This window comes from Actinomyces sp. SKVG-SVH-4(1), assembly GCF_048514265.1.
Lineage (GTDB): Bacteria > Actinomycetota > Actinomycetes > Actinomycetales > Actinomycetaceae > Actinomyces > Actinomyces oris.
The window spans coordinates 1-22757 of the sequence record NZ_JBGEVE010000006.1 but is presented as its reverse complement, the minus strand read 5'-3'; the positions used below and the strand labels follow the sequence as shown (position 1 = coordinate 22757).

Below are 22757 nucleotides of genomic sequence, written 5' to 3'. Positions count from 1 at the left end.
GTAGATCCCCAACCTCGTGCAGTACTCGGCGGGCCCATTGCCACTGCGACTGGCTGCTCCCGGGAGGCGACCTCAGGGAGTGTCGACGCAGGCGGTCTTGGCCGGCGAGGCCTTACCGTCCGCGCGCACCGCGGTGACCTCAAGGCAGGTGCGCGCCGGCTGGGCGTTGACGGTGACCTCGTTGGTGCGGGTGGAGTCCAGCTCGGTCTCCTCATCGGGCAGCTTGACCCGGTAGAGGTAGCTGCCGGACCAGTTCGTCTCCGGCTCACCCCAGGTGAACTTCACCGTGCCGTCACCCTGTGCCTCGCCGACGATATCGCCCACCATGGGCACTGAGGCCTGTAGGGGGTTGGCGTCGGGCTGCGGGGCGATTGTGGCAATGGGGTTGTTGGGCTTCTTCTGCTTGTCCTGGTGCTGGGAGACGACGATCGCGGCGATGACGGCGGCGACCATGGCCACGACCAGCAGACCGGTCAGTACGGCCCGCATGCGGTTGGGGCGGCTCGACTCAGCGGCCTCCGAGTCCGACGACGAGCCCTTGTCCTCACTGTCGGGCTCCACCCGCATGGCGATGTGCTCGCTGGTGACGTCGACCTGGTTGAAGACCCCCATCTTCGTGGCGGTGTCGGCCTCGTCGGGGTTGGGGCGCCGGGCGGACTTCGCGGCCTTGTCCGGCTCCTGGAACAGGTCGACCGTCGTGATGGGCAGGTCGAGCTCGGCCTGGACCTGCTGGAGCGCCCGGGCGAAGGCCAGCGCCGTCGGGTAGCGCGAGTCCGGGTTCTTGTCCATCGCCACCGACAGCACGCGGTGCAACGACGGCGGGGCGTCCTGACGCCCCAGCGGCGGCAGGGGGTCCTTGACGATACGGCGGGAGAGCTCGTAGACGTCCGGGATGCCGTCGGTCTCGAAGGGGCTGCGCCCCGTGAGCATCGCGAAGGTGGTCGCGCCCAGGGAGTAGATGTCGGAGGCCGGATTGGCCGAGCGCATCCCCACCAGCTGCTCGGGGGGAGCCCAGGGCACGCTCATCCCCCGCAGCTCCTCGGCCCCCTCCGGGCCACTCATGGCGGAGATGCCGAAGTCGGAGAGCACCGGGCGGCGGTAGGTGGTGAACAGAATGTTGGCGGGCTTGATGTCCCGGTGGACGATGCCGGCCCGGTGAGCGGTCTCCACCGCTCCGGCGATCTGAATCGCCGTCGACAGGGTCTCAGCGACATTGAGGGGACCCTGGCGCAAGATGGCGCCCAGCTGCGGCGGCGGGCAGTACTCCATGACCAGGAAGGGGTGGCCGTCGGCGGAGACGCCCGCGCCGTAGATGGACAGGATGGCCGGGTGGGAGGAGACCCGCGCCATGAGATTCGCCTCCGACTCGAAGCGGGAGGCGGTCTTGTCCTCCACGTCAGCGTTCATGACCTTGACCGCGACCTCGCGGCGGGGCATGTGCTGCTCGAAGAGGTAGACCGTGGAGTAGCCTCCCGCTCCGAGTCTCTCCAGGTACGTGAACCCGGAGATGACCGGAGGCGGTCCCTTGTGATCCAGCATCAGGGGAGGTTCTCAAAGGCGAGGGTCTGACCATCGCCGAGGTCGAGGACGTCTCCACTGCGCAGGAGCACCGGATTCGCCGAGGACAGGCGCACGGGCGCCTCGTTCTGGCGGTTGAGAACGGTGCCATTGCAGTTGCCCAGGTCCTGGGCCAGAACGCTCCACGCATCCAGGTCGATGAGGATGTGGTTGCGGGAGACGAGCTGGTTGGGGCTGGCGACTGTCAGCGGACGGAGGGGGACCTCCGCGACGCTGCTGATGTCGTCGGCCACAGGGTTGCGACCCACCAGGAGGGGACGGTTGAGCTCGATGCTCTCGCCGCCGGAGGTGACCACGCGCCCCAGAGGGGGGCAGGCCACCGACTTGGCCGGACGGTTGAGCTCAGCTCCGCAGACGCGGCACACGGTGTAGTTCGTGGGGTTGGGGTGGCCCTGGGGGCACACCGCCGACAGCACGATCCGGATGGCGTCGGGTTCACTGGGAGAGCTCGCCGAGACCGGGGACGCCGGGCTGGAGGGCCCGGTTCCCACGAGGGAGACGAGCTCGCCGACCAGGTCCTCGGGCAGACCGTTAATGGTCTGTCCGTCGTGGTCCCCGCGACCGAGCTCGGCAGTCGCCGGCTCACCGACGGGGGGCTGCACGAGCTCGACCATTGCGGCATCCACAGCCGCGGATCCGGGCGACTCGACGACCTCCGCCGACTGGCTCGGCTCCAGGGGACCGAGCCCCTGGTTGAGCAGCTCGGCGCGCAGCTCCTGGGAGAGGTCCTCGGGCAGACTGTTGATGGTCTGTCCGTCGTGGTCCCCGGAGCGTACGGGCTCTTCCTCGGCGTGCACCTGCGCGGCGGCCTCGGCAACAGCAGTGGCCTCCGCGACCACGGCGGCCTCGGCGGCCTCAACGGGCACGAAGTCGGCCGGGGTCTGGGTGACCTCGGTGACCTCGGCGGCAGCGTCCTTGATACCAGCAGCCTCAAGATCCTCGCTCGACGGGGGCGGAGGGGGCGGGATCATGGCCTCTGCCTCCTGAGCGGAGGGGATCGGCAGGGCCGGGATATCGAAGACGGGGGCGATCAGCAGATCCTCATCGGAGGTCTCCGGTGAGGACTCAGTGGCGGCCTCGGCGGCCTCAGGGGTCTGGGCTTCCGGGGTCTCGTCGGGAGTCTCTGAGGACTCGGGCAGCTCTGGCGACGGCGTCACCTCAGTCGTCTCAGCGGCCTCGGAGACGCCGGCCACGACGGCCAGCAGGTCAGCGGGTCCCTCGGAGTCGGCGATCAGGGCCGACTCCTCAGCAGCGTCGGAGTCCTCAGCGGAGTCCTCCGACTGACCGGCGGCTTCAGCGGCCTCAGCGCTCTCGAGGGACGCGGCGAGCTCAGCACCATCGAGGGCCTGCTGCTCGGCGTTGTCCTGCGCGATCTCGATGAGGTCGTCGACGACGTCGGCGGATTCGGCGGTCTCGGCAGGCGCCCCTTCAGACGAGTCGTCCTGCTCCGAGTGGTCCGACGAGGCGGACTGACGGCGCGAGGCGCGACGCGATGCCCGACGGGAGGACCGAGAGGTCCTCACGGCAGCAGCAGGGGTTCCGGCGGAGCCGGCAGAAGCGGTGGAGTAGTCAGGACCAGCCGGGTCAGGGTCATCGTCGTCGGAGTCACCGGACCCCTTCGACGATGCACGGCTGGGGGACGGGGTCCCGCTCGACTTCTCCGATCCGCGCAGCACCAGGTGGCCGGTGCTCACGACGGCGTCAACCGCCGGGCGGCGCACCTGTCCGGCGCCGTCGGGCGCGCTGACGATGACCGAGTTGGGGGCGGTCACCGTCGTCTCGAACCAGGTGGTGACCGCGGAGGCGTCCAGCGCCTTGCCGTCGACCTCCATCTGCGGGGCACCGCGCAGCGCCACGTGGAAGACGTCCTCGGGCGCCGAGACGGCGAGCACGAAGTCCGGGATCGCACCCAGACGTCCGCCCATCCCCATCACCAGCTCATCCAGGGCCCGCGTCAGCGAGGCCTCCTCACTGCGCAGCAGCCGCCACAGGCGCTCGGTGAGGTCCTGCGGCACCGACGGGGGCAGGATCATCACAGCACGTGGCGTGACCACGCCTGTCCACGAACCCTCGGTCCACCAGACCTCGTTGTTCGCGCTGCTGTTCGGGCTGTTTGTCATCATTTTTCTCCTCAACGGACGATACAGACACCGTCACCCAAGTATGCCTGCCGTCCCCGGTGCACGTACTCCGGTCGGCCGGGTGAGAGTCGGTGAACGCCCTCCTCGTCCTCGATGTGGGTTCCGTTCGTCGAACCCAGATCTGTGACGAGTACCCCATCCGAAGCGGGTACGAACAGGGCGTGCGTCTTAGACACGGAGTCCTCCGAACGGAGCACCGCGACGAGCTGCGCATCGGGGTGGGACTCGATCGGGGCCGGCCGGCGCCCGAGAACAATCGGCCCCAGAACTGGGATTACTGAGCCCTCAACCACCAGGGAACAGGCCGACACCGAGGTCGGCCTGGCGCTGAGAAGAACTGTTCCAGCCAGTCGGTCGAACCAGGTGCGCTGTTCAGCACGCCATAGTGAGAGGATCCACAACACCAGGGGGGCCAGACCTGCGGTTGCCACCAAAGAGAGGCCCAAAAATGCGACGTAAATCACCGCAGAGCGCCCAGGGGGACTGCTTGTGTCCGCCACCCTCCGCAGCCGGACCCCCGTCACCAGCCCGCCGGGTGTGGCGCCTGTCATCGCCATCATGGCAGTCATCACAGCAATAAGCAGCACAACCGCCCCGACAGCGAATAAGATTCCACAGCAGCGCTCCGTGACGGCACACAGTGCGATGATGAGCCCCGCATCCACCAGCACGCGGACCACACGTCGGCGTGCGGATGCAGGCATAATTGTCGTATGTCGCTCTCGGGTCCTCATAGGACAGACATGGTAGGCGCCCAGCCCACTGCCTCGCAGTCGGACGAGGTCTCGGAAGGAACACACAGTGCAGATCGCGGTCACTCCTGATCCCCAGCGATGGGTGATCATCCCGCCCTTCCCACCGCCGGGATGGGCGCGGGAGGAGGCCAGGCACCGCAGCGCCCACCTGGGAGTGACCGGGCCGCAGTGGCGCTCCGAGCTGGAGTCCCTGCTCAACGAGCTGCAGGCCATGGAGCGCCAGGGCCGCTTCGCCCGCCTCATGCATATCGACGACGTCGCCCACCCGCCCTTCGTCATCGACCTCAGCCTGGAGATCGCCAAGGATGACGGCTCCAAGGAGGGACGCCGCGCCACCCAGCGCCAGATCGTCGCCGCGCTCCTGCCCGAGGCCGAGCTGGTGCGCCTGCGGCCGGGCCCGGACATGGTGGGGTTCTCCGCCTTCTACGAGTCCAACGGCCCCACCCAGGGCGTCGTCGTCCTGAGGTTGGCGGGACTGCCCACGGTCCCGGTGGACCTGGTCATGCGCCTGTGGGGCGCCGCCGCTGAGGACATCGCCCCCAACCTGGATCATCTCGTCGAGCTGGCCCGCCAGGTCGCCCCCGTCGTCTGATCGGCGCAGACGGCCCGGGTGTCCGTGAGCAGCGACGTCGCCACTGACCTCCCCGATCCCTCTCCCCGAGCCCCGTTCCCTCCCCACCGCTTCCAGCGACGAGGCCCCGCCAGGGCGCAGAGGCACCGCCCCTCAGGCCTCCAGCGCCTCCGCCGCCTCGAGCCACTGCTCCTCCAGATCGGCGTGGGTCGCCTCAGCGGCCACGAGCTCACGGCCGAGCTCGGCCAGCTCCCCCACCCGGTTCGGATCGGCCGAGACCTCCTCCATGCGCGCGTGCAGAGCGGCAAGCGACTGAGCCGCCCGCTCCATCTTCCGCTCAATGCGCCCCAGGGCCTTGCGGGCCTCGTGCCGACGGGCCCCGCTGGAAGCACTGCGCTCAGAAGAGGCCTCCGCTGCCGCCCGCGTCGCCGCAGATGCCGCAGCGCCCGCTGAGGCTCGAGGGCTCCCGGCGCCGCCCATGGCCTCGCGGCGCATCTGGAGATACTGCTCGACCCCGCCGGGCAGATCACGCACACTGCCGTCGCCCAGCAGCGCCACCTGGTGGTCGGTCACCCGTTCCAGGAGGTAGCGGTCGTGGGAGACGACCACGAGGGTGCCGGGGAAGGAGTCGAGGATGTCCTCAACGGCGGCCAGGGTGTCGGTGTCCAGGTCGTTAGTGGGCTCGTCGAGCAGGAGCACATTGGGCTCGGTCATGAGCAGGCGCAGAAGCTGGAGCCGACGGCGCTCCCCGCCGCTGACCTCCCCCACCCGGGTCCAGGCCCGCTGACGGGTGAAGCCCAGGCGCTCCACGAGCTGGGCCGCGGTCATCTCCTTGTCCCCGACGACGACCCTCTCCCCCACCATGGCCACGGCCTCGACGACGCGCAGGTCCGCGAGCGCGTCGAGCTCGTGGGTGGACTGTGACAGGGTGGCCACCTGGACGGTCTTGCCGCGGGCGACACGGCCCTCAGTGGGCTCCTGGACGCCTTCGAGCAGGCGCAGCAGGGTGGTCTTGCCGGCGCCGTTGACGCCGACGACGCCGACGCGCTCACCGGGGGCGAGCCGCCAGGTAACCCGGCGCAGGACCTCCCGCTGGGTCGCCTCGCCGGAGTCGGTAGGCGGCCCGGGGTAGCGCACGGTGACGTCCTCCAGGTCGAGGACCTTCTTGCCCAGGCGGGCCGTGGCCATGGCGGTCAGGGCCACGGTGTCGCGCGGGGGCGGCACGTCGGCGATGAGGGCCTCGGCGGCATCGATGCGGAAGCGGGGCTTGGAGGTGCGGGCGGGGGCGCCGCGGCGCAGCCAGGCCAGCTCCTTGCGCAGGAGGTTCTCCCGCTTAACGGCGGCCACGGCGGCCTGGCGGGCGCGCTCGGCCCGGGCCAGGACGTAGGCGGCGTACCCGCCGTCGTAGGTCTCGATGCGGCCGGCCACCTGGGGGCGCCCGCCGCCGGGGTCGATGCCGGGGACGACCTCCCAGACGTCGGTGCAGATGGCGTCCAGGAACCAGCGGTCGTGGGTGACGGTGACCAGGGCGCCGGAGGCCCGGCCGCCCGGGCCGTTGAAGCGGGCCCGCAGGTGACGGGCGAGCCAGTCCACGCCCTCGACGTCGAGGTGGTTGGTGGGCTCGTCGAGGATGACGACGTCGGCGCGGCGGGTGAGGACCGCGGCCAGGGCGACGCGGCGGCGCTGGCCCCCGGAGAGGGTGGCGACGTCGGCGGACAGGTCAAGGTCGGCGATGAGGCCGGCGTGGATGTCACGCACGGCCGGGTCGGAGGCCCACTCGTGCTCGGGGGCCCGGCCGTGGATGGCGGTGCGCACGGTGGCGCCCGGCGGCAGGTCGTCGGCCTGGCTCAGGACCGCCACGCTCACCCCGCCGGTGCGGGTGACGCGGCCGCCGTCGGGCTCGCGCCGACCGGCCAGGGCCGCCAGGAAGGTGGACTTGCCGGCACCGTTTGGGCCCAGGACGCCGACGCGGGTGCCGTCCTCCAGTCCCAGGGTGACCTCGTCCAGGAGCAGGCGGGAGCCGACCGTCAGGCGCAGGTTCTCCACGCCGAGCAGGTGCGCCATCAGCCCACCACCCGGGCGCCGGCCACGGGGGCGTCGGCGCGCAGGACCTCGGCGACCAGGCCCGAGGCCTTCAGCGCGCGCGAGACCCGTTGGGCGCTGCCGGGGTCCTCGACGAGAGCGGCGATGGTGGGGCCGGAGCCGGAGACGATGGCGCGCAGGGCCCCGGCCTCCTCGGCCACCGCGATGACCTCGGCCAGCTCGGGGCGCAGGTCGAGGGCGGCGGCCTGGAGGTCGTTGTGGAGGGAGCCGGCCAGGGCGCGGGCATCGCCGGCGCGCAGGGCGGCGGTGAGGGCCTCGGGCACGTCGCGCACGGCGGGCCGCCCGCCACCGGTCAGCTCATCGAAGCGCCGGAAGACCGCCGGGGTGGACAGGCCCTCCTCAGACAGGGCGAAGACCCAGTGGTAGGCGCCCCGGGTCATGATCGGGGTGACCAGGTCGCCGCGGCCGCTCCCGACGGCGGTGGCCCCGGTCAGGGGGAAGGGGACGTCGGCCCCCAGGCGCGCGGCCAGGGCGGAGAGCTCGGGCAGGGACAGGCCCGTGCCCCACAGGGCGTTGCAGGCCACGAGGGCGGCGGCGGCGTCGGCGGATCCTCCGGCCATCCCGCCGGCGACGGGGACGCGCTTGCGCAGCAGGAGGTCGACGCCCTCGCTCACGCCGGTGGTCTGCGCCAGGAGCGTGGCGGCCCGCACGGCCAGGTTGGACTCGTCCACCGGCACGTCGGCGTCGGGCTCCTCGAGGGTGAGGGTGACGGTGCCGTGGTCCTGGGCGGACTGCCTGCGGGCGGTGACGGTCTCGATGAGGCGGACCGCCTGGAAGACCGTGGTGAGCGGGTGGTAGCCGTCGGGGCCGGGGGCGCCGACGGACAGGAAGAGGTTGACCTTGCCGGGGGCCTCGACGCGCACCGAGCTGGCCGAGCCGCTGCGGGGCGGCACGGTGGACTCGCGCGGACCGGTGGGGCCGTCGGGGACGGCACGCAGATGGCTCATGACTGCTCCTGTGAGGTGGGAGGCGTTGGCGCAGCGGTCTCATCAGCGACGACGGGCTGCAGCACCTCGGCCAGGGCGGCGAAGGCGGTGATGTCGAGGGTCTCGCCGCGCCGGGTCGGGTCGATGCCGGCGGCGCGCAGGGCGGACTCGGCGGCGTCGGCCCCTCCGGCGAGCCTGGCCAGGGCCTTGCGCAGGGTCTTGCGGCGCTGGGCGAAGGCGGCGTCGACCACGGCGAAGACCTGCCCGCGGGTGGCGCGCGTGGTGGGGGGACGACGGCGCACGAGCTCGACGAGGGCGGAGTCGACGTTGGGCACGGGCCAGAAGACGTGGCGGGAGATGGTCAGGGTGCGGCGGGCCGCGGCGTACCAGGCGGCCTTGACGCTGGGGACCCCGTAGGTCCGCGAACCGGGTTCGGCGGCGAGGCGGTCGGCGACCTCGGCCTGGACCATGACGGTGACGCTCTCCAGGCTGGGCAGGGCCTCCAGCGCGGTGAGCAGGACGGGGACGGCCACGTTGTAGGGCAGGTTCGCCACGAGGCGGGTGGGAGGGGGCCCGGCCTCGCCCAGCGAGTCCGGGCCGGTAATGCTCAGCGCGTCGGCCTGGATGAGGGTGAGGCGGCCGGCGGCATGCGGCATGCGGTCGGCGACGGTGACGGGCAGTGCCCGGGCCAGGGCGGGGTCGATCTCGACGGCGATCACTCGCGCCCCGGTCTCCAGGAGGGCCAGGGTCAGGGAGCCCAGGCCCGGCCCGATCTCCAGGACCGTGTCCTGGGGGCGCACGCCCGCGCTCTTGACGATGCGGCGCACCGTGCCGGCGTCGTGGACGAAGTTCTGCCCCAGCGTCTTGGTGGGGCGGATGCCCAGCGCCTGGGACAGGCCGCGGACCTCCGTGGGGCCCAGGAGGCCGGCGGCACGGGAGCCCGGAGATGCGCCATGATCCTCAGGATCCCGGGGGCCCGGGTGGGGGTGCTCCGCGAGGGCGGCATCGGCGGGGGTCTCGGAGGTGGCCTCACAGGCTCCTGCAGGGTCGTGCCCGTCAGTGGGGGCGGCTCCTGCCGGGGGCACCTGTGAATCGGGGGCCGGCAACGTCATGGGGACACAGTAACCGGCGCCCGCCTTTTATCACTGTGAGATGTCTGGGAACATGCCGCATGCTCTCTGCATGATCGGGATGATCGAGCCCCGGAGCGTGCGCGACGCCCCGGACGCGGCTCGGGCCGCTCAGCGCAGGCCGAGCTTGTCGGCGCAGCCGGGCCACTGGCCCCAGCCGGCCTGGGCCTGGAGCTTCTTGGCCATGGCGGTCTGGGTGGCGGCGTCGGCCTCGTGGGGGTAGCCGGTTCCGCCCAGTGACTGCCAGGTCTCCAGGGTGAACTGGTACATGCCGTAGAAGCCGTTGCCGGTGTTGGTGGCCGGGTTGCCGCCGGACTCGCACTGGGCGAGCTGGGCCCAGACGTCGTCGCCGACCTCGCCTCCGGTCGTGCCGGCACTGCCGCCGGACGCCGAACCACCAGAGCCTCCGGAGGACTCCGAGGGTGCCTGAGTCTGACCCTGCCCCTGGGACTGACCCTGCCCCTGGGACTGACCCTGCCCCTGAGACTGGGGCTGTCCCTGAGACTGATCCGGCTTGCTCTCCTGCTTCTTGGCCGCGCCGGTGCCCACCAGGACGACCTCATCAACCTTCTGGGTGACGACGACCTGAGCGACGGGAGTACGGGAGACCTCCTTGCCGCCCACGGTGGTGACCTCGTAGGTGGTGCGCACGACGCCGTCGACGCCGGCCGTGGTCACCTTGGTCTCGCCTTCGGACAGGTCGCCGCTCTCCTGCTGGACAGTTCCGTGGGGGTCGGTGGCGTCGACCGTCTCGGTAGTCACCTTCTGGGTGCTCGGCGTGACCGAGACCCTGCTGCGTCCACCTTCAGCGCCCAGGCCATCGGTGCCCTTCGCGGCCGCCTCGACACCGGAGGTGCGTGAGGGCTCCCCCGCGCGGACAGCGGCGTACGCGGCCCCGGAGACCGCGACCGACAGGGCCAGGGCCGCCAGACCGGCGCGCAGCGCGATAGCGCGCATGCTGTGCTGCCCGTGTTCCCCATGGGCCGTCTCCTGCGGGACCGGCGCCTGCGGCTCCTCCGGCAGGGCGTGGGCGTGGGAACGGGCGAGGGGAGTCATGGGGAGACGTCCTTCCAGTTGACGGCGAGTGCCACGGTAGTGGAAGCGTTACGGTGGCGACAATAAAGCACCTCACTCCCCTGTGACATACATCTCGTAACAATGACGACGGCGCCCGCCTCGCACAGGAGACGGGCGCCGTCGACGACGTTCCGGGCGACTGCTTCGGCTCAGTACCAGCCGACGGACTCGGAGTGGGCCCAGGCCGAGCAGGGGGTGCCGTAGCGGCCGGAGATGTAGTTCAGGCCCCAGGTGATCTGGGTGGTGGGGTTGGTGGCCCAGTCGTCGGCGACCTCGCTCATCTTGGTGCCGGGCAGCGCCTGGGGGATGCCGTAGGCGCCCGAGGAGGCGTTCTCGGCCTGGTAGTTCCAGCTGGACTCACGGGTCCACAGGCTCTCCAGGCAGGAGAACTCCGAGTCCCCCCAGCCGTGGCTGGCCATCATGGAGCGGGCAATGGCTTTGGCGCTGTCGGGGTCGGTCCCCGCGCCGGGGTTGGCCGCGGGAGCCGGAGTGCTGCTGTTCGAGCCCTCACTGCCCCCGTTGGCCTGGGCGGCCTGCCCGTCACCGGCGGACTGGGCCTGCTGGGCGGCCTGCTGCTGAGCCTGCTGCGCCTGCTGATCCTGCTGCTCTCCGGTACCCACCAGGACGACCTCGTCCACCTTCTTGGTGACGACGACCTGGGCGACGGGGGTGCGGGAGACCTCCTTGCCGTCCTGGGTGGTGACCTCGTAGGTGGTGCGCACGAGACCGTCAACGCCGGCGGTCTCAACCTTGGTCTCGCCCTTGGGCAGGGAGTCGGTCTCCTTCTTCACCGTGCTGTGAACCTGCGGCTCGTCGACGGTGGTGGTGGAGGTCTGGGCGCTGGCGATCTTGCCGGCGCCGGCCTTCGGGGTGGCAGCAGCCTTGGCCTGTCCGTCCGACTCGCCACCGATCAGCCCGAAGGAACCGCCCGAGGAGGAACGCCCCTCGTCATCCCCCGCGGAGATGGCCGCGTAGGCGGCACCGGAGACCGCCAGGGAGAAGGCAGCAGCAGCACCCCCCGCCTTGAAGAGCATGGGGGTCAGGGAGGTCTTGGCAGGCCCCTCGGCGCGACGACGGCCGTGGCTTGCGGAGGCGGCCCGCTTCTTGGAGGCCAAGGACCCGAGGCCGGCGAGTGTAGTACTCAGGGAGCTGGTCTGGGAGTGACGACCCACGATAGAACTTCCTTCGTTTTGACGACTGCATGTCACCGTAACCGATGACCCAGGGGCGTGCCAATGCACCTGCTCACACCCTGTGGGCTTGTGATGGAACCGTGCAGACAGGCCCTGATTCCAACCTGTCTTCCACCTGGGACACTCCTGAACGAACGGTGGCAACCTGGGAGGCAACGTCCGGACAAAATCGGCCGTACCGGGACGGTCGCGGGGTCTTTTCCTTTCCCTCTGATGGCAGGCTTCCTCCCCGCAGGACGTCAGGGTCCATAGGTCGGAGTCTCAGACGGATCCCGTCGCCCGTCGGCGGCCGACGGCGATCACCAGGTCCCGTAGACCGTCTCGGTGGTGGACTGCAGACGCCGGCAGAGGTCTTCCTCACTCAGGCCCCGCTGCCCGGCCAGGAAGCGGACCGTGTCGCCCAGCAGGTAGGACGCGTTGGGACGGCCGCGCCAGCGCTTGGGCGGGAGGTAGGGGGCGTCGGTCTCCACCAGGAGCAGCGACTCGGGCAGGGCGGCGACCGCCTCCCGCAGGGTGTCGTTGGCCGGGTAGGTGAGCGGGCCGGCGATGGAGGCGTACCAGCCGTGCTCGGCGCAGGCGGCGGCCAGCTGCGGCCCGCCTGAGAAGCAGTGGAAGACGGTGCGAGCGGGGGCGCCGTCGGCCTTGAGAACCTCCACACAGGCGGCGTGCGCGTCACGGTCGTGGATCTGCAGGGGCAGGTCGAGGTCCTTGGCCAGGGCGATGTGCGCCCGGAAGGCCTCGCGCTGGGCGACGGCCCCCTTTTCACCGGTGCGGAAGAAATCCAGGCCGCTCTCCCCGACGGCGACGACGACGTCGGCGTTCGCCCTGAGCGTCTCCTCCAGGCGGACCATGACCTCCTCGAGCGGCTCGGCATGGTGCTCCTGAGCCCGGGGCTCGAGCCCGTCGGGGCCGGTCTCGCGCACCCCGGCGTGGAGGACGGCCTCGTTGGGGTGCACGGCCAGGGCCACGCGCACGCCGGGCAGCTGGCGGGCCAGGGCCAGGCTCTCCTGCCAAGTGGTGACCTCGCAGGCGGAGGTCACCACGCGGGTCACACCCACGGCGGCGGCGCGCTCAACCAGCTCAGCGGCGCTCAGCGGCGCCTCGGAGCCGGGGCCGCCGGCGTCCGCCGCGACCGGCAAGTGCGTGTGGTTGTCGGTGACCGGGGCCGCCAGGGGGGCGACGGCGTCGGCCGGCGGCCAGGAGCGGTCTCGCTTCCTCGATCCCATGCGCCCTCAGGAGCCGGTGACGTCGTCGGGCACGGAGCCGGCGTAACGGGCCAGCTCGGCCTCGACGATCGACTCGTCCAGCTTGGTGAACACCGGGGTCGGCTTGGCCACGGGAGTGCCGACGGTCACCGGGTGGCGTCCCCAGGTGGGGGCGTCCTGGTAGTCGCCGGTGATGATCGGGTAGCCGGTGCGGCCGTCGAAGGCCTCGGGCAGGTGCTCGGGGTCGAGCTCGGCGACCTCCTCGATGCGGGGCATCGGGGCGATCCGGCCGGACCCGCCCAGGACCCGGTCGACGTCGTTGGCGGCGTGCGGCAGGAAGGGCGAGAGCATGAGGTTGAGGTCGGTGACCGCCTGGGCCAGTGTGTGCAGGGCCGTGGCCAGGCGGGCCTGGGTGGCGGGGTCCTCGCCCTTGAGCTTGAAGGGCTGGGTGTCGGCGACGTACTTGTTGGCCTCGCCGACCAGGCGCATCGCCTCCCCCAGGGCGGCTTTCTGGCGGTGCTGGGAGATGAGGTCGCCCACGGAGGCGAAGCCGGCCTCAACGGCGTCGAGCAGGGCCCGGTCGATGTCCTCCAGCTCGGCGGGCTCGGGGATCTGCCCGAAGCGCTTGTGGATCATGGAGGCGGTGCGGTTGACCAGGTTGCCCCAGCCGGCCACGAGCTCGCCGTTGGTGCGCCTCACGAACTCCGCCCAGGTGAAGTCCGCGTCCGCGGTCTCCGGGCCGGCCGCGCAGATGAAGTAGCGCAGGGCGTCGGCCTGGTAGCGCTCGAGGAAGTCGCGCACGTAGATGACGATGCCGTGGGAGGAGGAGAACTTCTTGCCCTCCATGGTGAGGAACTCGCTGGAGACGACCTCGGTGGGCAGGTTGAGCACGCCCAGGCGCCCGGGCTCTCCGCCGGCCGCGCCCTGACCGTTGTAGCCCAGGAGCTCGGCGGGCCAGATCTGGGAGTGGAAGACGATGTTGTCCTTGCCCATGAAGTAGTAGGACAGGGCCTGGGGGTCGTTCCACCAGGCGCGCCACGCCTCGGGGTCGCCGCTGCGGCGCGCCCACTCCACGGAGGCGGACAGGTAGCCGATGACGGCGTCGAACCAGACGTAGAGGCGCTTGGTGGGCTGGTCCTCCCAGCCGGGCACCGGGATGCCCCAGTCGATGTCCCGGGTCATGGCGCGCGGGCGGATGTCCCCCAGGAGGTTCTGGGAGAACTTGATGACGTTGGGCCGCCAGGTGCCGGAGGCCTCGCGCTCGTCGAGCCAGGCACCCAGGGCCTGAGCCAGGGCGGGCAGGTCGAGGAACCAGTGGGTGGTCTCCACGAACTCGGGGGTCTCACCGTTGATCCGCGAGCGTGGGCTGATGAGGTCGGTGGGGTCGAGCTGGTTGCCGCAGGTGTCGCACTGGTCCCCGCGGGCGCCCTCGGCGCCGCAGATCGGGCAGGTGCCCTCGATGTAGCGGTCGGGCAGGGTGCGCCCGGTGGAGGGGGAGATCGCCGAGCGGGTCACCTGCTGGACCATGTAGCCGTTGTCCCGCACGGTGGTGAACATGTCCTGGACCACGTGGTAGTGGTTGCCGGCGGTGGTGCGGGTGAACAGGTCGTAGGACAGCCCCAGGGCCACGAGGTCCTCGACAATGAGCCGGTTGTTGCGGTCGGCGAGCTCCCGGGCGCTGAGACCCTCCTCGTCGGCGGCGACGAGGATCGGGGTGCCGTGCTCATCGGTGCCCGAGACCATGAGGACGTCATGACCGGCCATGCGCATGTAGCGTGAGAAGACGTCAGAGGGAACACCGAAGCCGGCGACGTGGCCGATGTGACGCGGGCCGTTGGCGTACGGCCAGGCGACTGCGGACAGGATGTGGGTCATGGAGGTCAGCCTATCGGGTTCCGCGGCCGCTTCAGTCCAGGGCCACGGATCTGGTCCACGGCCTGCGGGGGTGCACCGCCACCCGGTAGTCTGTCCGAGTCGTGCGGCTCCCGCCCGGTGATTGTTCCGACATATCGACACCTCCTGTGAGGTCTCGGGTGCGCTGCGGGCTTCCGGCATCACCATGCTGCCGTGCACGCCGTCATGACGTGTTCCCACGCGCCTCTCACACGGACACGATGGACCAGAAAGGCCAGTTATGTCCCAGTACCCCGGCTCCCAGTACCCAGCGAGCCCAGCCGGCTGGTCGGCCAACGGCTACGACCCGGCTCTCGCCGGCGCTCAGTCTTCGCAGTACCCGCCGGCCGCACCATTCCAGACGCCTCAGGGCGGTTACTCAGGTGCCGCGAGCCAGCCGGCGACGTCCAAGAGCCTGGCCGCCCCGACAGCCTTGGCGGTGGCCGGCCTGGCCATCCTCCTGATCGCCATCATCGGCGGAATCGGCTCGGCGGTCACCCGCGGCCAGTTCAACGCCACCGTCACCAACCTGCCGGATGACCAGGCCGCCACGGTGGAGCTGGACAAGGGCAGCACCTACGGGCTGTTCTACAGCGACGGCGACGACGCGCCGGACTGCTCGGTGACCTCTCCTGATGGCGACGACGTCGACACGAAGTCCAGCTCGTCGTCCACGAAGGTCAAGGGCGGCAAGCTCTTCTCGACCTTCTCCTCCAAGAAGTCGGGCGCCTACACCGTTGACTGCAACAGCACTGCGGGGGTCTCCGTCGGTGAGATCATCGCCCCCTCGTCGGCGACGGCCACCCTGCTGTCACTGTTCGGGGCCGTCGGCGCGATCATCATGGCGGTCGTAGGGCTGGCGATGGGCGCCGGCGGCATGGCCTGGCGCTCCAAGCTGGCCGCCGCCGGCACGGCCCCGGCTGCGGCAGGTGAGGCCTTCAGCACAACGGCCGGTGCGACGCCCGGGACTCCGACCGTCTACACCCAGGGGGCCTGGCAGTCCGACCAGCAGCCGCAGGCGGCGCAGTACGCCCAGCAGCCCCAGTACCAGCAGCCGGAGCCGGCCCCCCAGCAGGCCCCTTACGCGGCTTCGGCTGCGGGGGCGGGAGCCCAGCCCCAGTACTCGCAGGTGGCCCCGACCGCCCAGTTCGGGTGGACGGGTCAGCAATCGGCTCAGCAACCTGCGCAGCAGGCTCAGCCCGTACAGCCCTCGGTGTTCACCCAGCCCGTGCAGCAGGGGCAGCAGCAGGCTCAGCCCGGGCAGCCGGGCCCGTACCAGCAGCCCGGCGGCTGGCCGGCCCAGTAGCCCACCTCTGGCAACGCATGGGTGCCCTCACCGAGACAATCGGTGAGGGCACCCATGGTGTTCGGGGCGATTCGGGGCCCGACCCCGGCGACCGGCCCCGGTGGCCGGTGCGGGCAGTCCTTCAGTGGGAGGGCACCAGCTCGATGCCGGCAGCACTCATGTCGGCGCGGGCGTCGCGCCCCAGCTCGGGGCTGACCGGTTCGGTCAGATCGGTCAGGACCCGCACCCGGTAGCCCTGCCGGACCGCGTCCAGGGCGGTGTCCTTGACGCAGTGGGACTCGGCCAGGCCGACGACGTCGACGGCCTCGATACCGGCGGCGCTGAGGATGTCGGCCAGGGTGCGCCCGTCCTCGTCAACGCCCTCGAAGCCGGAGTAGGCGGCGGCGTACTGGCCCTTCTTCACGGCGGCGTCGGCCTCCAGGCCGCTCAGGGCGGGGTGGAGCTGGGCCTCGGCGGAGTCGGCCACGCCGTGAACGGGCCAGGTGTCGATGAAGTCGGGTTCGCTGGAGAAGTGCTCACCGGGGTCGATGTGCCAGTCCTGGGTGGTGACCACCAGGTCATAGTCCCCCCGGTGGGAGGACAGGTGGGCGGCTATGCGCTCGGCGACGGCGTTACCGCCGGTCACCGGCAGGGCGCCTCCTTCGCAGAAGGTGGGCTGGACGTCGACGATGATGAGGGCCCGTCGAGCGGGGGCCTGGGAACCGGTGCGGTGCTCGGTGTTCATGACACGACCATAGCGGGATCGGCCCCGACAGGAGCCCGGTCGGCTCAGTCTGCGGTGTCACGCAGCGCCAGGGACGCGCGGTAGACCTCGTTGGGGCGCAGACCGGCCTCACCGGCCGCCTGGGCCGCGGCCGCCTTGAGGCGCATGCCGGCCTCGGCCAGCGCCAGGGCCTTGTGCGCGGCGGCCTCGGGGCTGGCGGCGACAGGCTCGGCTCCGGCGACCACGAGGACCACCTCCCCCAGGACGCCGTCGGCCGTGGCCCGGGCCAGCTCGGACAAGGGGGCCCGCAGCACCTGCTCATGGGTCTTGGTCAGCTCCCGGCACAGTGCCGCAGGACGTTCGGCGCCGAGAGCCTCGGCCATGGCGACCAGGGAGTCGTGGACGCGGCGGGGGGACTCCAGGAAGATCATGGTGCGCTCCTGGGTGGCCAGGGACTCCAGGGCCCGGCGCCGCTCCCCCGGCCTGCGCGGCAGGAACCCCTCGAAGCAGAAGCGGTCGGAGGCCAGTCCGGACAGGGCCAGGGCGGTCAGCACCGCTGAGGGTCCCGGTGCGACCGTGACGGGCACCTGCTCGCGCACCGCCGCCTGGACGAGCCGGTACCCGGGGTCGGAGACCGAGGGCATGCCGGCATCGGAGACGACCAGGACGCGCAGGCCGGCGCGGGCGGCCTCGAGCAGCTCGGCGGCGCGCTCGCGCTCGTTGTGCTCGTGGAAGGCGATGACGCGCCCTCGGGGCTCGATGTCGAGGCGCTGGGCCAGGGACCGCAGCCGGCGGGTGTCCTCGGCGGCGATGAGGTCGGCCTGCTCCAGGGCGCGACGCAGACGCAGTGAGGCGTCAGAGACATTGCCGATCGGGGTGGCAGCCAGGGTGATCGTCCCGCCGCGCAGGTCCGGGCTGTGGGCGGCGGGAGCATCGACGGGATCAACGTCGTCGGCGGCGGCGGCAGGTGGGGGCGGGCTGCTCTCAGTCATAGGACACAGTATGTCGGTGCGCCCTCGATGTAGCCTCCGCCTACACTCGGGGTGTGACGACTCCGAGCGCGCTGTCTCCCGAACAGTCCCCCGAGCAGTCCCGCGACGGTTCCCCCGGCCCGGACGCGGAGCAGGAACGAGCACAGGAAGCCGCCCCGGCGCGGGACGAGGCCACGAGCCCCGCGCCGGTCGAGGTCGCCGTCGCCGAGCCGGTCATCGCCGAGCGCGACACCGAGCCCGCCGCCGAGCGCACCGAGGCCGAGCTGCGCACCATGCTCGGGCTGGGCCCGGTCGACCATGAGATGGTCATCGCCACGAGATTCGTCAACTCTTTCGTGAGCGGTAAGGAGGGCCCTCCTCGAGTCTCAAGGCTCCGCCGGTTGCTCACCTCCGTCATCACGAGGATCCTTGCCGGGTTGATACGCCTACCGGGGCTGTTTTGGGACATGCCCCTCGGCGTGAGGGCCCGCGGGTGGATCGTCACCGGCGTCGTCGGCGTCATCGCCGCCCTGCTGCGCCTCATCGGACTGAACCACCCCAAGACGCTCATGTTCGATGAGATCTACTACGTCAAGGACGCCTACTCCCTGTGGCACCTGGGCTATGAGGCCACTTGGAATGACAAGGCCGTCTCGATCGGCTCGACCGACCCGACCGTCACGACCGACACGGCCTTCGCCATGGGGGACTTCTCCAGGCTGACCGACACCGCCTCCTACGTCGTCCACCCCCAGCTGGGCAAGTGGCTCATCGGCGCCGGCATGGAGATCTTCGGGCCGGAGTCGCCCTTCGGTTGGCGGTTCATGCCGGCCGTCGCCGGGATCCTCACGGTGATACTGCTGGCGCGCCTGACGATGCGCCTGACGCGCTCACCGTTGCTGGCGGGCCTGGCCGGACTGCTCCTGGCGATCGACGGCGTGGCCTTGACCGAGTCCCGCATCGGGCTGCTGGACGTGTTCATCGGTTTCTTCGCCACCTTGTCCCTGTACTGCCTGGTCCGCGACCGGGAGTGGTCGCGGACGAGACTGGCCCGCAGGATGGCGGGGACCACGCCCGGGGCGCGCGCCCCGCACGCCACCATCCGTCCCTGGCTGCTGGCCGCGGGCATCGCACTGGGGCTGACCTGCTCCATCAAGTGGTCAGGGCTCTACCTCGTCGCGGTGTGCGGCATCGCCGTCGTCACCTGGGACACTCTGGCGCTACGGCGAGTGCGCGCACGGGCCTGGTTCCTGGAGGGGACGGTCGCCCAGGGCGTGAGCGACTTCCTGCAGGCGATTCCGGTGGTCATCGTGGTCTACGTCGGCTGCTGGTGGTCCTGGTTCACCCACCTGGGTGCCTTCAAGCACGGCTGGACGGCCGAGCAGATCAAGCAGGGGCTGCCGGTTCCCGTCCCCTGGCTGTCCGGTTACGTCGACAACTCGGTGTTCGAGAAGATCAACGACTTCATCGCATACCACCAGCAGATGTACGAGTTCCACGTGGGCCTGGACGCCCCGCACACGTACCAGTCGAAGCCCTCGGGCTGGCTGCTGCAGACCCGCCCGACCTCCTTCTTCTGGGAGGACAAGGCTCAGGTGCCGCAGACCTGCGGGGGTGGGGACTGCATTCAGGCCATCACCTCGATCGGGAACATCGTCATCTGGTGGTCGGCCGTGGTGGCGCTGGTGGCCGTGGTCATCATCGGGGTCAAGAACCGCGACTGGCGGGCCTGGGTGCCGCTCATCGGCTACCTGGGCCTGTACGTGCCCTGGTTCCAGTACCGGGATCGCACCATCTTCACCTTCTACACGGTGGCCTTCGTGCCCTGCGTTGTGCTCGTCCTCGTGCTGGCGCTGGGCATGGCCTCCGGGCTGCTGCCACCGCTGCCGGGCTCGGCGAGCGCCGACACCCAGATGGAGGCTCTCCTCAGGCGGCAGATCGGCCCGGGCATCCGGCCGTGGCGCGGCATGGGCGCCAGATTCCTGGGATTCGGTCCCCAGTTCGCGCGCACACCCGTGTGGACGCCGCCGGTGGAGGAGACCGACCCCGGCATCTACCGCATCAATCCGGGCCTGGTCGACGTCGACGACGACCTCGAGCCCGGCGTCCCCTTCAGCGACCCGCGGACCGATGCGGCCCTGGCGCGCAGCTACGACGAGCTGACCGGCTACCCGGCCCCATCGACATCGTGGGACGCCACCAAGCCGGCGTGGTCCGACGGCGGGGTGCCACGGCTGGCTGGCCGCCGCAGCCCGTGGGCCTCCTTGGCAAAGTGGACGATGGCCCCCACGTGGCAGATCCGCACCGAGGGCATCGGCCTCATCATCGTGGTCACGCTCCTGGCCTGTGCGGCGGCAGCCTTCTGGTGGCCGATCTGGACCGGGCAGACGGTCTCACGCTCCTTCTGGGTCTCGCACATGTTCCTGTCTTCCTGGATCTAAGTCCCCTGCCTCCGCGGCGACGACGGTGATGTGCTGCTCGCCGCCGGGATGCTCCAACTCGTCAACGACGGCGAGAGCCAGGTCCTCAGGGCTGATGCGGGACTCACCATGGGCGTCCCGCAGAAGCGTGGTAGTTCCGCGGCGGTAGGAGCCGGTGGCATCTCCTGGAGCGAAGATCGCCGGAGGGCTGAGATAGACCCAGCCCTTGTAGCTGTGCGCCTGGCACGCCCGGAACTGATCGAGGCTTGCCTGGGCCACGTCTCTCCATGCCGGCGGCACAATGGTGGGGTCGTCAATGGCGAGGGTGCTGGGATCCGTGGGCGAGCTCAGCGGAGCCGCGCCCCCGATGATGAGCAGGGGCGTTCGGTTCCTGGAGGCGGCGTCCAGGACGGCCGTCGTCAGTCGGGCCAGGTCGCTCTCATGACCGGCGGGCGGGCGCAGGGCGACCACAGCGGCGTCACTGTCTTTCAGGAGACCGGCCACGCCCTCGACGTCGGCGACATCCAGCAGGCGCGAGGTGAGGCGGGCGCCAGCCCGATGGCGCCGCCGCCGGGATACGGCGGTCACCTCGTGACCGCGGCTGAGCGCTTCGTTGACGACGGCGGTCCCGGCCATGCCGGTGGCACCAAGGACGGTGATTCTCATGAGGGGTCCTTTCAAGAGGAGGATCGGGAGGAGTGCGGGGCGAGCTGTCCTGCGCTCATCGCAGTGAGAGCGAGCGCGAACCCCAGGAACTGGAAGGGCGTGAGTGCCTCATCGGCGACGACGTGTCCGAGGAGCACCGCGTTCAGAGGTGAGAGCAGGCCCAGCAGTGCCGTCGGCGTGACCGGCAGCCTGCGGATACCCTCGAACCACAGGACGTAGGCGGCAAGCCCTCCTACGAGCCCGAGCCAGGCGTATCCCGCCACAGCCGCCGTATCGATTCCGGTCGGAACGCCGTCGATGATGAGGGCGGGCACGATGAGCAGAAGGCCGCCTCCGGTGAGCTGCCATCCGGCCAGGGCAAGGGCGCTGACGCCGTCGGGCCTGCCCCACCGTTTGGTGAGCACGACTCCCAGGCCCATCGAGGCGGCTCCGCCCAAGCCGGCCGCCACCCCGAGAGTGTTGAGCTGAGCCTGCGGCCCCAGGACGACGAGAGCGATACCGACAACGCCGGCCACGCCCCACATCAGGCTCCATGCCGACAAGCGCTCACCAAGGACGGCGACGGCGAGGCCCGCGATGATGATCGGTTGCGCAGCCCCGAGTGTCGCGGCCACACCTGACTCGTGACACCTTAGTGCCCTGGGGACTGTAGGGATTTGAGGATGCTGGCTGCGGTTGGGGTGATTTGGGGTTGGGCAGTGATGTTATGGCCGTTGAGGTTGATGGTGACGTCCTGGAGGGGCTTGAGGGCGCGGATGATGCGTTTGATGCTGATCCCGGTGGTCTCCTGGAGGTGCCGGGCGACGGCCAGGGCGGCCATGACCACGGTCAGGTGCGCCTCGATGGCATCGCGGGTGTGGTGGAAGACGGGGCGGGCTCTCAGGTCGTGCTTGCTCATCGGCGAAGGACTGCTCGACGTGCCACAGCTCGTGGTAGGAGGAGACGACCTCACCGGCGCCCATCAGGCAGGACGGGATGTTGGTGACGTAGCCCTTGAGGCCCACCAGGGAGCGGGCCCGGGCCAGGGAGGCCTCATCGAGCACCTGATCGCCTTGATGGACGGTGACAAAACGCGTGCCCTTGGGACGTCTCTCGCCGGCGATGACGGCCCTAGCGCGGTTGGCCTGGGCGGTCAGGGTCTGGTTGTCCCTGGCGGCGCGCTTCTTGGAGTAGGACCATACCGCCCTCCACGACCCCGGATACTCGACCGGGTCCCAGACGGGCTCAGCCCTGACAGCCTTGTCCCGCTCGCTCCTGGAGCCTTTCTTGGGGGTGATGGTGTCAATGACCTGGCCGTCGGTGAAGGCGTCCCCGTGCCAGTGGAAGTGGGCCTCCAGATCCCCTGGGGCCCGGGTGGTGCGGGCCCCGACGATGAACCGCAACCGGGCGTCGTCCAGGGCCGTGAGGTTGGCAGCTGAGAGCATGCCGGCATCAGCGACGACCACGAGCTCCTCAATGCCGTGGGCGGCCTGGAAGGCCTCCACGATGGGGATGATCGTGGTGGTCTCAGCCTGGTTGCCCTCCCAGCACCCGATTCTCAGGGGGAAACCACGGCGGTCGACCAGCAGGCCCACGATGACCTGAGGATCGACCCTCCTCTCCTTGGAGTAACCCACCCGCCGCAGGTCGTCCTCACGCTCGGCCTCGAAATAGAGGGTGGTGACGTCGTACAGGCACAGGGCCAGACCCCCACCAGTGTTGGTGACGTGCTCGAACAAGGCCCCAGAGATGCTCTCGCGGTAGCCCCGCTCCTGGGCTCGGGCCAGGGAGCGGAACAAGGTCCGCACGGTAACGGCCTCCAGGCCCAGGTCACTCAGCACCCGGGGGACCTGGGCCTTGGAGGACGGCTCGACCAGACGAGCCAGAACCATCTGCTCAAAGGCCCGATCACCCCCAGTGGCGTCCCCCAGGCCCAGACGCTGGTAGGCGCCGTGCAGGACCTCCCACAACAACCTGGAGTGCTTGGACTCCACCGTGGTAGTAGCCAGGCCGGTGCGTCCCGGTGCCGGCTCCAGGGACTCCAGGTCCAGCAGCCCCTGGCTCTGCCAGGCGGCGATCTTCTGCCGACCGGCCTCCAGCAGGACCTCCAGCTCCGTCTCGTCGTGGGCTGAGCCCAGGT

At 70.6% G+C, this 22757-nt stretch carries 18 protein-coding genes; 3 read left to right on the top strand and 15 right to left on the bottom strand.

Annotated features, from left to right (window positions below; translation table 11 throughout):
* Window positions 1–72: 72 nt before the first annotated feature.
* The 3 genes from AB7V09_RS06675 to AB7V09_RS06665 are packed head-to-tail and all read right to left on the bottom strand — an operon-like array spanning window position 73 to window position 4423.
* Entirely contained in the window at window positions 73–1539 is a 1467-nt protein-coding gene (locus tag AB7V09_RS06675; RefSeq protein ID WP_314920069.1) for a serine/threonine-protein kinase, read from the bottom strand.
* Window positions 1539–3701 carry an FHA domain-containing protein gene (locus tag AB7V09_RS06670; RefSeq protein ID WP_419143289.1) on the bottom strand — a complete coding sequence of 721 codons (2163 nt, stop codon included), beginning with the start codon at window positions 3699–3701 and terminating at the stop codon, window positions 1539–1541. The genes AB7V09_RS06675 and AB7V09_RS06670 overlap by 1 nt, the downstream gene beginning before the upstream one ends.
* Window positions 3702–3709: 8 nt before the next feature.
* Window positions 3710–4423, bottom strand: a complete 714-nt coding sequence (locus tag AB7V09_RS06665) for an FHA domain-containing protein (RefSeq protein ID WP_175284731.1) — start codon at window positions 4421–4423, stop codon at window positions 3710–3712.
* 97 nt (window positions 4424–4520) lie between these two features.
* Here AB7V09_RS06665 and AB7V09_RS06660 point away from each other — a divergent pair, with 97 nt between their 5' ends.
* Window positions 4521–5066: a hypothetical protein gene (locus tag AB7V09_RS06660; protein WP_003780678.1), complete on the top strand. Its 546-nt coding sequence runs from the start codon at window positions 4521–4523 to the stop codon at window positions 5064–5066.
* Between the two features lie 132 nt (window positions 5067–5198).
* Here AB7V09_RS06660 and AB7V09_RS06655 read toward each other — a convergent pair whose 3' ends face one another.
* The 7 genes from AB7V09_RS06655 to metG all read right to left on the bottom strand — a co-directional run bounded on the left by AB7V09_RS06655 (window position 5199) and on the right by metG (window position 14554).
* Complete coding sequence (locus AB7V09_RS06655; protein ID WP_309342315.1) at window positions 5199–7109, bottom strand: ABC-F family ATP-binding cassette domain-containing protein; 1911 nt, start codon at window positions 7107–7109, stop codon at window positions 5199–5201.
* Window positions 7109–8095, bottom strand: coding sequence for a 4-(cytidine 5'-diphospho)-2-C-methyl-D-erythritol kinase (locus AB7V09_RS06650; RefSeq protein ID WP_419143288.1), 987 nt, complete (start codon window positions 8093–8095; stop codon window positions 7109–7111). The genes AB7V09_RS06655 and AB7V09_RS06650 overlap by 1 nt, the downstream gene beginning before the upstream one ends.
* The gene (rsmA, locus tag AB7V09_RS06645; RefSeq protein ID WP_419143287.1) at window positions 8092–9186 is read right to left on the bottom strand and encodes a 16S rRNA (adenine(1518)-N(6)/adenine(1519)-N(6))-dimethyltransferase RsmA; all 1095 of its coding nucleotides are present in this window, start codon (window positions 9184–9186) and stop codon (window positions 8092–8094) included. Before rsmA ends, AB7V09_RS06650 begins: the two co-directional genes overlap by 4 nt.
* A 129-nt stretch (window positions 9187–9315) precedes the next feature.
* Window positions 9316–10260, bottom strand: a complete 945-nt coding sequence (locus AB7V09_RS06640) for a resuscitation-promoting factor (RefSeq protein ID WP_419143286.1) — start codon at window positions 10258–10260, stop codon at window positions 9316–9318.
* Window positions 10261–10430: 170 nt separating this feature from the next.
* Window positions 10431–11453, bottom strand: a complete 1023-nt coding sequence (locus AB7V09_RS06635) for a G5 domain-containing protein (protein ID WP_101559751.1) — start codon at window positions 11451–11453, stop codon at window positions 10431–10433.
* Between the two features lie 320 nt (window positions 11454–11773).
* Entirely contained in the window at window positions 11774–12700 is a 927-nt protein-coding gene (locus tag AB7V09_RS06630; RefSeq protein ID WP_419143285.1) for a TatD family hydrolase, read from the bottom strand.
* Window positions 12701–12706: 6 nt separating this feature from the next.
* Window positions 12707–14554: a methionine--tRNA ligase gene (gene metG, locus AB7V09_RS06625; RefSeq protein ID WP_419143284.1), complete on the bottom strand. Its 1848-nt coding sequence runs from the start codon at window positions 14552–14554 to the stop codon at window positions 12707–12709.
* A gap of 259 nt (window positions 14555–14813) precedes the next feature.
* Here metG and AB7V09_RS06620 point away from each other — a divergent pair, with 259 nt between their 5' ends.
* Complete coding sequence (locus tag AB7V09_RS06620) at window positions 14814–15878, top strand: hypothetical protein (protein WP_419143283.1); 1065 nt, start codon at window positions 14814–14816, stop codon at window positions 15876–15878.
* A 121-nt stretch (window positions 15879–15999) separates the two neighbouring features.
* On the opposite strand, the gene AB7V09_RS06615 is transcribed toward AB7V09_RS06620, so the two are convergent.
* A complete protein-coding gene (locus tag AB7V09_RS06615; RefSeq protein ID WP_009407490.1) occupies window positions 16000–16602 on the bottom strand; it encodes an isochorismatase family protein in 603 nt (200 codons plus the stop codon).
* 44 nt (window positions 16603–16646) lie between these two features.
* The gene (gene rsmI / locus AB7V09_RS06610) at window positions 16647–17573 is read right to left on the bottom strand and encodes a 16S rRNA (cytidine(1402)-2'-O)-methyltransferase (protein WP_419143282.1); all 927 of its coding nucleotides are present in this window, start codon (window positions 17571–17573) and stop codon (window positions 16647–16649) included.
* Window positions 17574–17626: 53 nt separating this feature from the next.
* On the opposite strand from rsmI, the gene AB7V09_RS06605 reads away from it, so the two are divergent.
* Window positions 17627–19993: a dolichyl-phosphate-mannose--protein mannosyltransferase gene (locus tag AB7V09_RS06605; protein WP_419143281.1), complete on the top strand. Its 2367-nt coding sequence runs from the start codon at window positions 17627–17629 to the stop codon at window positions 19991–19993.
* On the opposite strand, the gene AB7V09_RS06600 is transcribed toward AB7V09_RS06605, so the two are convergent.
* The 3 genes from AB7V09_RS06600 to AB7V09_RS06590 form a co-directional block, all read right to left on the bottom strand.
* Window positions 19946–20638: an NAD(P)-dependent oxidoreductase gene (locus AB7V09_RS06600; protein ID WP_075414180.1), complete on the bottom strand. Its 693-nt coding sequence runs from the start codon at window positions 20636–20638 to the stop codon at window positions 19946–19948. The two genes, AB7V09_RS06605 and AB7V09_RS06600, sit on opposite strands and share 48 nt — an antisense overlap.
* A gap of 11 nt (window positions 20639–20649) precedes the next feature.
* Window positions 20650–21252: an EamA family transporter gene (locus AB7V09_RS06595; RefSeq protein WP_419143280.1), complete on the bottom strand. Its 603-nt coding sequence runs from the start codon at window positions 21250–21252 to the stop codon at window positions 20650–20652.
* Between the two features lie 90 nt (window positions 21253–21342).
* Window positions 21343–22757: IS1634 family transposase (locus AB7V09_RS06590; protein WP_419143279.1), on the bottom strand; the 1415-nt coding region annotated here is incomplete at its 5' end.